An 8,737-nucleotide genomic window follows, 5' to 3' on the forward strand; every position below is an offset into this window, starting at 1 on the left:
TTTGGTGCTGTACTGCCCTAAGCATTCCGGGAAAGCGCCCAAGACTCTGCATGGCATAAGTCTTGCGCGCTTTCGAATACGCTTGGGCTCGCAGGAGGCACGCCGTGTCGATTCATGTCGCATTGCATCACGTCACGCATTACCGCTATGACCGCGCTGTCGAACTCGGCCCGCAGATCGTGCGTCTGCGCCCGGCTGCCCACAGCCGCACGCGGATTCTGTCCTATTCGCTGAAAGTCTCGCCCGAGCAGCACTTCATCAACTGGCAGCAGGACCCTCAGGGCAACTACCTCGCACGGCTGGTGTTCCCCGAGAAAACCGCCGAACTGCGGATCGAGGTCGACCTGCTGGCCGAGATGGCGGTGTTCAACCCGTTCGACTTTTTCCTCGAACCCTACGCCGAGAAAATCCCCTTCGCCTACGCCGCCGATGAGCGCAAGGAGCTGGCGCCGTATCTCGAAACCCTGCCGCTGGCGCCGAAATTCAAGGCCTATCTGGACGCCATCGACCGCACGCCGCTGCCGGCCGTGGATTTCCTGGTGGCGCTCAACCAGCGTCTGAGCGAAGACATCAATTACCTGATTCGCATGGAGCCGGGCGTACAGACCCCTGAACATACTCTCGAACACGCCTCCGGTTCCTGCCGGGATTCGGCGTGGCTGCTGGTGCAGCTGCTGCGCAATCTCGGGCTGGCGGCGCGTTTCGTCTCTGGTTACCTGATTCAACTGACTGCCGACGTGAAGAGCCTCGACGGCCCGTCCGGCACCGAGGTGGATTTCACCGACCTGCATGCGTGGTGCGAGGTGTATCTGCCGGGAGCGGGCTGGATCGGCCTTGATGCGACCTCCGGACTGTTCGCCGGGGAAGGGCATATCCCGCTGGCCTGCAGTCCCGATCCGTCGTCGGCGGCGCCGATCAGTGGTCTGGTGGAACCTTGCGAATGCGAGTTCAGCCACGAAATGTCGGTCGAGCGGATCTGGGAAGCGCCGCGGGTCACCAAGCCCTACACCGATGAGCAATGGCTGGCGATCCAGGCACTGGGACGGCAGATCGATGCCGACCTGCTGGAAGGCGATGTGCGCCTGACCATGGGCGGGGAACCGACCTTCGTGTCGATCGACGACCCCGACGGCGCCGAGTGGAACACCGCCGCGCTGGGCCCGGACAAGCGCCGGCTCTCCGCCGAACTTTTCCAGCGCATGCGCAAGCATTACGCGCCCAAAGGGCTGGTGCATTTCGGCCAGGGCAAGTGGTATCCGGGCGAGCAACTGCCGCGCTGGTCGCTGAATTGCTACTGGCGCCGCGACGGCGTGCCGATCTGGCACAACAACGGGCTGATCGCCGATGAGCAGCAGGATTACGGCGCCACGGGAGAACTGGCCGGGCGCTTTCTGGCGAGTGTCGCCGAACGCCTGAAGCTGTCGACACGTTTTGTCTTCCCGGCTTACGAAGACCATTTCTATTACCTCTGGCGCGAGGGCGCATTGCCGAGCAACGTCAGCGCCGAAGACTCGCGTCTGGAGGAACCACTGGAACGTGCGCGGCTGCGCAAGGTGTTCAGTCAGGGGCTGGACAAGGTCATCGGCCAGGTGCTGCCGCTGGCGCGCACCGCCAAGGGCGATCAATGGCAGAGCGGGCGCTGGTATCTGCGCGATGATCATTGTCGGTTGGTGCCGGGAGATTCACCGCTTGGCTATCGCCTGCCATTGGGTTCGCAGCCCTGGGTGAAAGCGGCGGAGTATCCGTTCATTCATCCGAACGATCCGAATCAGGACTTCCCCGAACTGCCCGAAACATCGCAGCTCAACGAACACGGCGAGCCCGCTCCGGCGGACGAGCGTGTGCCGAAGATCGACGAGTCCGCCGACTGGCTGACCCGCACCGCGTTCTGCGCCGAGGCCCGGGAAGGCCGGTTGTACCTGTTCATGCCGCCGCTGGAGCGGGTCGAGGATTATCTGGAGCTGGTGGCCGCCATCGAAGCCACCGCCGAGGAGCTGCACTGTCCGGTGTTGCTGGAAGGCTACGAGCCGCCGAGCGACCCGCGCCTGAGCAATTTCCGCATTACTCCCGATCCCGGCGTGATCGAGGTCAACGTGCAGCCGTCCGCGACCTGGGACGAGTTGGTCGAACGCACCGAATTTCTGTACGAAGAAGCGCGCCAGACCCGACTGTCCACCGAGAAATTCATGGTCGATGGACGACACACCGGCACCGGCGGCGGTAACCATTTCGTGCTCGGCGGCGCGACACCGGGCGATTCACCGTTTCTGCGTCGTCCGGATCTGCTGCGCAGCCTGATCAGCTACTGGCACAACCATCCGTCGCTGTCCTACCTGTTTTCCGGTCTGTTTATCGGCCCGACCTCTCAGGCGCCGCGAGTCGATGAAGCGCGCAACGATGCGCTGTATGAGCTGGAAATAGCTTTCGCACAAATGCCTGCGCCCGGAGAAGAGTGCGCGCCATGGTTGGTGGATCGCTTGCTGCGCAATCTGCTGATCGACGTCACCGGCAACACCCATCGCGCCGAGTTCTGCATCGACAAACTGTATTCACCGGACGGCGCCACCGGGCGTCTCGGTCTGCTGGAGTTGCGTGCGTTCGAAATGCCGCCCCATGCGCACATGAGCCTGGCTCAGCAGTTGTTGCTGCGGGCGCTGGTGGCGCGGTTCTGGCGCGAGCCTTATGCGCCGCCGAAACTGGTGCGCTGGGGCACGGAGCTGCACGACCGCTTCCTGCTTCCGCATTTCATCGAGCAGGACTTCGCCGACGTCATCGTCGAACTCAACAATGCCGGTTATCCCCTGCGCGCCGAATGGTTCGCGGCGCACCTTGAGTTTCGTTTCCCCAAAGTCGGCGACTACGCCGTCAACGGTATCGAACTGGAATTGCGTCAGGCCCTTGAACCCTGGCACGTACTGGGCGAGGAGGGCGCGGCGGGTGGTACGGTGCGCTACGTCGACTCATCGTTGGAGCGCTTGCAGGTCAAGCTTACGGGGCTGCCGCCGCAGCGTTATCTGCTGACCTGCAATGGCATCCCGGTGCCGCTGCAACCGAGCGGGCGGGTGGGCGAGTTTGTCGCCGGCGTGCGTTTCCGCGCGTGGCAACCGGCCAACTGCCTGCAACCGACGATCCCGGTGCATGCACCGCTGGTGTTCGACCTGCTCGATACCTGGATGCGACGCTCGCTGGGCGGCTGCCAGTACCACGTCGCGCATCCGGGCGGGCGCAATTACGAGACGCTGCCGGTCAACGCCAACGAAGCGGAGAGCCGGCGCATGGCGCGGTTCTTCCGCATCGGACATACGCCGGGGAAACTTCCTATACCGAACCTGACAATCTCCGACGAGCTACCGATGACTCTCGATTTACGACGTTTTTGATTCGTACACGACCCCCGGATTTTTCGTATATCCGGGCGTCATGTGCCTGCGTTAGTCTGACCGTTCCTTGCCGGCTGCCGAGCTTTCCATGCCTGACCTGCTTGACCGCTACCCGCTGACAGCGGGCACCTATCACGAACTGCTCGACGACAGCGGGGCGGTACGCCCGCACTGGCGGCGACTGGTCGACCAATTGCAGCGCAGCACCCCGGCGCAACTGGTGCAGCGTCAGGCGTTGCTGACCCGGCAGATTCAGGAAAACGGCGTTACCTACAACGTGTATGCCGACCCCAAGGGCGCGGATCGTCCGTGGGAGCTGGACCTGCTGCCCCACGTAATCGCCGCCGATGAGTGGCAACAGCTGTCGGCCGGAATCGCCCAGCGTGCACGTTTGCTCAATGCGGTACTGGCGGATCTGTACGGCCCGCAGCGGCTGATCAGCGAAGGGCTGCTGCCGGCGGAGCTGGTGTTCGGTCACAACAACTTCCTCTGGCCCTGTCAGGGCATTGCGCCGCCGGACGGGGCCTTTCTGCATCTGTATGCTGTGGATCTGGCGCGCACCCCGGACGGGCGCTGGTGGGTGACGGCGGATCGTACTCAGGCGCCATCGGGTGCCGGTTACGCGCTGGAAAACCGCACCATCGTGTCCCGCGCCTTCCCCGAGTTGTACCGGGATCTGAAAGTGCAGCATCTGGCCGGTTTCTTCCGCACGTTGCAGGAAACCCTGGTCCGTCAGGCCCCCTGCGACGATGACGCGCCGCTGGTGGTGTTGCTGACCCCGGGGCGCTTCAACGAGAGTTATTTCGAACATCTTTATCTGGCGCGCCAGCTCGGTTATCCGCTGGTGGAGGGCGGTGACCTGACGGTGCGTGATGCCACGGTCTACCTGAAAACCCTCAGCGGCCTGCGCCGGGTGCACGCGATCATGCGTCGGCTCGACGATGACTTCTGTGATCCGCTGGAGCTGCGCACGGATTCGGCGCTCGGCGTTCCGGGATTGCTGGAGGTGGTACGTCAGGGACGGGTGCTGGTGGCCAACGCCCTGGGCAGCGGCGTGCTGGAGTCACCGGGGTTGCTGGGTTTCCTGCCGAAGATCAATCAGTACCTGTTCGGCGAAGAGCTGATTCTGCCGTCCATTGCCACGTGGTGGTGCGGCGAAGCGCCGGTGTTGGCCCAGGCCCTGGAAAAACTGCCGGAGCTGTTGATCAAACCGGCGTTCCCGTCGCAAAGCTTCACACCGGTGTTTGGTCGGGATCTGAGCGAAAAGCAGCGTGAAAGTCTCGCCGCGCGCATGCAGGCCCGGCCATATGCGTATGTCGCGCAAGAACTCGCCCAGTTGTCCCAGGCGCCGATCTGGCAGCCCGAGGACGGGCAACTGCAACCCCGGGCAATCGGCATGCGCATGTACGCGGTGGCCAGTCACGACGGTTATCGGGTGCTGCCCGGTGGCCTGACCCGGGTCGCCGCGGAAGCCGATGCCGAAGTGGTGTCGATGCAGCGCGGTGGTGCGAGCAAGGACACCTGGGTGCTGGGGGATCGACCGCCGAGCGGTGAGCAGTGGAAAGCCCAGCGCAACATCGGCGTGCCTGATCTGGTGCGACGCGATCCGTATCTGCCGTCGCGGGTGGTGGAAAACCTGTTCTGGTTCGGTCGTTACTGCGAGCGTTGCGACGACAGTGCGCGGCTGCTGCGGATCATGCTCGCGCGATACGTCGACGGCGATGACCCGCAAGCCTTGCAGGCCGCCGTGGATCTGGGCGAGCGGCTGATGCTGCTGCCGGATGAAGGTGAACTGCCGGAGCGCTTGCTCGCGGCACTGCTCGGTGAGGACTGGTCGTTCAGTCTGCGTTCCAACCTGCAACGTTTGCAGTGGGCGGCATCGCAAGTACGCGGCAAGCTGTCCCGGGAAAACTGGCAGGCGCTGGTGGAACTGCAACGCGAGGCTTCGGAGCTGGACACCGACGAGCCGGATTTCGGCGAGCTGCTGGATTTTCTCAACCGGTTGGTGATGTCGCTGGCGGCGCTGTCCGGGTTTGCCCTCGACGACATGACTCGCGACGAAGGCTGGCGCTTCCTGATGATCGGTCGGCGGATCGAGCGTCTGCAATTTCTCAGCAGCAGCCTCGCGGGTTTCCTGCGCGGCGCCGGGGCGTTCGATCAGGCCGGGCTTGAGTGGTTGCTGGAGCTGGGTAACAGCAGCATCACCTATCGCTCGCGTTATCTGGCGGTGGCGCAGTTGATTCCGGTGCTCGACCTGTTGTTGCTGGATGAACAGAACCCGCATGCGGTGTTGTTCCAGTTGAAACTGGTGACCCGCACCCTCAAGCGTCTGAATGATGACTTCGGTGTGCCGAGAGAGGCGGGGTTGCCGCCGCTGGTCGAGCGTCTGGCGCGCTTCGACCTTAGTTGTCTGGAGAATCCGCTGTTCGGCGAGTCCAGCGTGCGCGCGGCCCTCGACGGTCTGGCGGACCTGTTGCAGGAGATCGCCGACGCCAGCAGTCAGGTTTCGGATCGTCTGGCCCTGCGCCATTTCGCCCATGTCGATGATGTCAGCCAGCGCACGGTGTCCGTCTGATGAGTGCCCATTACCAGATCCTTCACGACACCTGCTATCGCTACGACAGCCCGGTGTCCCTGGCCCAGCAACTGGCGCATCTGTGGCCGCGCGAATGCGAGTGGCAGCGCTGCACCGAACAGCAATTGCTGATCAGTCCGGAGCCGACCACCCGCCGGGACGAGCAAGATGTGTTCGGCAATCCGCTGACTCGCCTGGCTTTCGAACGGCCTCACGATGAGTTGCAGGTCAACGCACGGCTGACGGTCGAAGTGCTGGCGCGGCCCGTGGTGGATTTCCATCAGTCGCCGGCCTGGGAACTGACGCGCAACGCGCTGACCTACAGCAGCCAGCCGCTGTCCGCCTCGTTGCTGGAAGCCTGTCGCTATCGATTCCAGTCGCCTTACGTGCATCTGAAGCGCAGTTTCGTCGAGTTCTCGGAGAGCTGTTTCCCGGCCGGCAGACCGTTGATGCTGGGCGTGCAGGCCCTGATGCAGAAGATCTTCAGCGAATTCACCTTCGATGCCGAAGCGACACAGGTCGCGACGCCGCTGGTGGAGGTGCTGGAGCGCCGGCGCGGGGTCTGTCAGGACTTCGCGCACCTGATGCTCGCCTGTGTGCGATCACGCGGGTTGGCGGCGCGTTACGTCAGCGGCTACCTGCTGACTCAGCCGCCACCGGGGCAGCCACGGTTGATTGGCGCCGATGCGTCTCATGCCTGGGTTTCGGTGTTTTGCCCGGTGCTGGGCTGGGTGGATTTCGATCCGACAAACAATGTGCAGCCGGCGCTGGAGCACATCACCCTGGCCTGGGGCCGGGATTTCTCCGATGTCTCGCCGTTGCGCGGGGTGATTCTGGGGGGAGGGAGCCATGATCCGGAGGTGCGGGTCACGGTGATGCCGCTAGAGGAATAAAAAACAAATGTGGGAGCGAGCCTGCTCGCGATGACAGTGGGTCAGTCACATCCATTTCAAATGTGCCGTCCTCATCGCGAGCAGGCTCGCTCCCACAGGGATTGTGTTCAGTGGTCCTGCAGTGTTGCTCAGGCGTCGGGTGCCTGGTCTTTCGGTGCCTCAACATCATCATCGGTCGCCACTTCACCATCAGGGTTCAGTGCCGCTTCTTCAGCCATCTGTTTCTTGCGCTGAAGCTTTTCCTCTTTCTTCTGTTCCTTGGCCAGATCACGTTGACGTTTGGCGAAGGAGTAATTGGGTTTGGCCATGGGCGATCCTCTGGGGTCGAAGGTGAGGTTGAGCGGCGCGTATTCTGCCCTGTATCGGTACCCGGGGGTTAACCGGGTTTCTGGTCGACCCATTTTGGGGTGACGGTGGGCTTCCAGTGGTCGAGGGCTTCGAGCAGCGTTTGCGGCGATTCACTCACTTGCAGCATGTCACGGTGCGGCGCACGAACGAAGCCTTCGCCGACGATGTGATCGAGAAATGCAGTGAGTTTGCTGTAGAAACCGTTCACTTCCAGCAGGCCCAGCGGCTTGCCGTGGTAGCCGAGCTGGCCCCAGGTCCAGACTTCGAACAGCTCCTCCAGGGTGCCAAGGCCACCGGGCAGGGCGATGAACGCATCGCTGAGTTCAGCCATCCGCGCCTTGCGCGCGTGCATGCCGTCGACCACTTCCAGACGCGTCAGGCTCTTGTGACCGATTTCCTTGTCCATCAGGCTCTGCGGGATGATGCCGATCACTTCGCCACCGGCCGCCAGCGCGGCGTCGGCGACAATCCCCATCAGGCCGACGGCGCCACCGCCGTAGACCAGCGTCAGCTTACGCTCGGCGATAGCCGTGCCGAGGGCGATCGCGGCTTCGGTGTACGCCGGGGTGGTGCCGGCGTTGGCACCGCAAAATACACAAACGGATGTGAGAGACATGCCTTCCTCCTGGGTCAATCGGTCACAGGGTAAAGGCTGGCACGCCTTGATCCAAGGGCTAGACTTCGCGTTTCGGGGTTTCATAGGTGCCGCTGGCACCACAGGCGTAGGCGGCGAGCAGACTGCACAACAGGCTGTTGAAGGACATGACGGATGCTCCAGATGAACGTTGAGCCCTGAAGATACGGCCCGGCCAAACGTCTGGCTGTTAGATTGTTTCGATGAGTGTCATAGCCTGAAAGTTGTATACAATTTTTGACTCAAGTCATAGGAACTTGCGAAGATTTCAGGCAGTCTTCCAACCATTCGTGTTTTTGTTAACCCTGCCTTGGAGATTCACCATGTTTTCCAAAGTTGTTGCGGTATCCCTGCTGGCGCTGGCCAGCAGCCAATTGATGGCTGCCGAGTGCAAAACCACCGTTGATTCCACCGACCAGATGTCCTTCAACACCAAGGCCATCGAAATCGACAAGAGCTGCAAGACCTTCACCGTCGAGCTGACCCACTCCGGCAGCCTGCCGAAGAACGTCATGGGCCACAACCTGGTGATCAGCAAAGAAGCCGACATGCAGCCGATCGCCACCGACGGCCTGGCCGCCGGCATCGACAAGAACTACCTGAAGGACGGTGACGAGCGCGTTATCGCTCACACCAAGATCATCGGCGCCAAGGAAACCGACTCGGTGACCTTCGACGTGTCCAAGCTCAAGGCTGACGAGAAGTACGGCTTCTTCTGCTCGTTCCCGGGCCACATCTCGATGATGAAAGGCACCGTGACCCTGAAGTAAGCAACACAAGTGTCTAGTCCTGAAATAGGTTTACACCTATTTCACCCTAACGCCCGATGCACCGCATCGGGCGTTTTGTATTTTAAGGACAGGTGCGGGCGCTCCTGGTTGTAGATCAAGATCGCCTCCCGCACCAT

6 protein-coding genes are annotated in these 8,737 nt (G+C 62.4%); 4 read left to right on the forward strand and 2 right to left on the reverse strand.

Annotation, left to right across the window (positions count from 1 at the left end):
* Positions 1-104 precede the first annotated feature (104 nt).
* The 3 genes from K5E37_RS24490 to K5E37_RS24500 all read left to right on the forward strand — a co-directional run bounded on the left by K5E37_RS24490 (position 105) and on the right by K5E37_RS24500 (position 6,848).
* Positions 105-3,380: a DUF2126 domain-containing protein gene (locus tag K5E37_RS24490; protein ID WP_221535378.1), complete on the forward strand. Its 3,276-nt coding sequence runs from the start codon at positions 105-107 to the stop codon at positions 3,378-3,380.
* Between the two features lie 88 nt (positions 3,381-3,468).
* On the forward strand, positions 3,469-5,955 hold the full coding sequence (locus tag K5E37_RS24495; protein WP_221535379.1) for a circularly permuted type 2 ATP-grasp protein: 2,487 nt from the start codon (positions 3,469-3,471) through the stop codon (positions 5,953-5,955).
* Positions 5,955-6,848, forward strand: a complete 894-nt coding sequence (locus K5E37_RS24500; protein WP_127796758.1) for a transglutaminase family protein — start codon at positions 5,955-5,957, stop codon at positions 6,846-6,848. The genes K5E37_RS24495 and K5E37_RS24500 overlap by 1 nt, the downstream gene beginning before the upstream one ends.
* 128 nt (positions 6,849-6,976) lie before the next feature.
* Here K5E37_RS24500 and K5E37_RS24505 read toward each other — a convergent pair whose 3' ends face one another.
* Together K5E37_RS24505 and K5E37_RS24510 are read right to left on the reverse strand one after the other, a co-directional pair.
* Positions 6,977-7,156 (reverse strand): hypothetical protein, encoded by a 180-nt coding sequence (locus K5E37_RS24505; RefSeq protein WP_007950694.1) that lies wholly within the window; start codon positions 7,154-7,156, stop codon positions 6,977-6,979.
* 68 nt (positions 7,157-7,224) lie between these two features.
* Positions 7,225-7,812, reverse strand: coding sequence for a TIGR00730 family Rossman fold protein (locus tag K5E37_RS24510; RefSeq protein WP_115076357.1), 588 nt, complete (start codon positions 7,810-7,812; stop codon positions 7,225-7,227).
* 341 nt (positions 7,813-8,153) lie between these two features.
* On the opposite strand from K5E37_RS24510, the gene azu reads away from it, so the two are divergent.
* Positions 8,154-8,600: an azurin gene (azu, locus tag K5E37_RS24515; protein WP_064593127.1), complete on the forward strand. Its 447-nt coding sequence runs from the start codon at positions 8,154-8,156 to the stop codon at positions 8,598-8,600.
* Positions 8,601-8,737: the final 137 nt, after the last annotated feature.

Source organism: Pseudomonas sp. RIT778, assembly GCF_019718735.1.
GTDB classification, from domain to species: domain Bacteria; phylum Pseudomonadota; class Gammaproteobacteria; order Pseudomonadales; family Pseudomonadaceae; genus Aquipseudomonas; species Aquipseudomonas aphyarum.